General features: G+C 71.4%; 1 pseudogene. It reads left to right on the top strand.

The features are described 5' to 3' along the window. Window positions 1-138: 138 nt before the first annotated feature. Window positions 139-475 (top strand): annotated as a pseudogene (locus B3D50_RS07385) (hypothetical protein); the annotation flags it as partial.

Consider the following 475-nt stretch of genomic DNA (forward strand, 5'->3'; position numbering starts at 1 on the left):
CGCGCCGCCGCCGGTCCCGGCCGCGCCCGCGACTGCTCAGCCGACGCCGCGTCCCGCCGCACCCCGGCCGACCGCCGCCACGCCGCCGCAACCTTCCGCGCAGGCTCCGACGCCGACCGCGCCTGACGGAGGCCGCGAGTGAGACGGACGATTACCGTGCGGATGGTCGGTCCGATGCAGTGGATCGGCTACCCGGCGCTGATCGCCGCGGCCGCCACCATTCTGTTCGCCATTCCGCTGCGCCTGTTCGGCCTGACCCTGCCCGAGCCGGTCTGGCCCATGGTTCTGGCCTTCGCCTGGCCCCTGATCCGTCCGTCCATGCTGGCGCCCGCGGTGCTGTTCGGTCTGGGCGTGTTCCTGGACTTCTTCTGGGGCGGTCAGACGGGTATGTGGGCGCTCAGCCTGTTGCTGATCTATGGCGCGATGCTGCTGGCGTCGAAATACCTGGCGGGACAGGCGACCATCGTCCTGTTCG

It is taken from the genome of Brevundimonas sp. UBA7507 (genome assembly GCF_002478355.1).
Lineage (GTDB): Bacteria > Pseudomonadota > Alphaproteobacteria > Caulobacterales > Caulobacteraceae > Brevundimonas > Brevundimonas diminuta_D.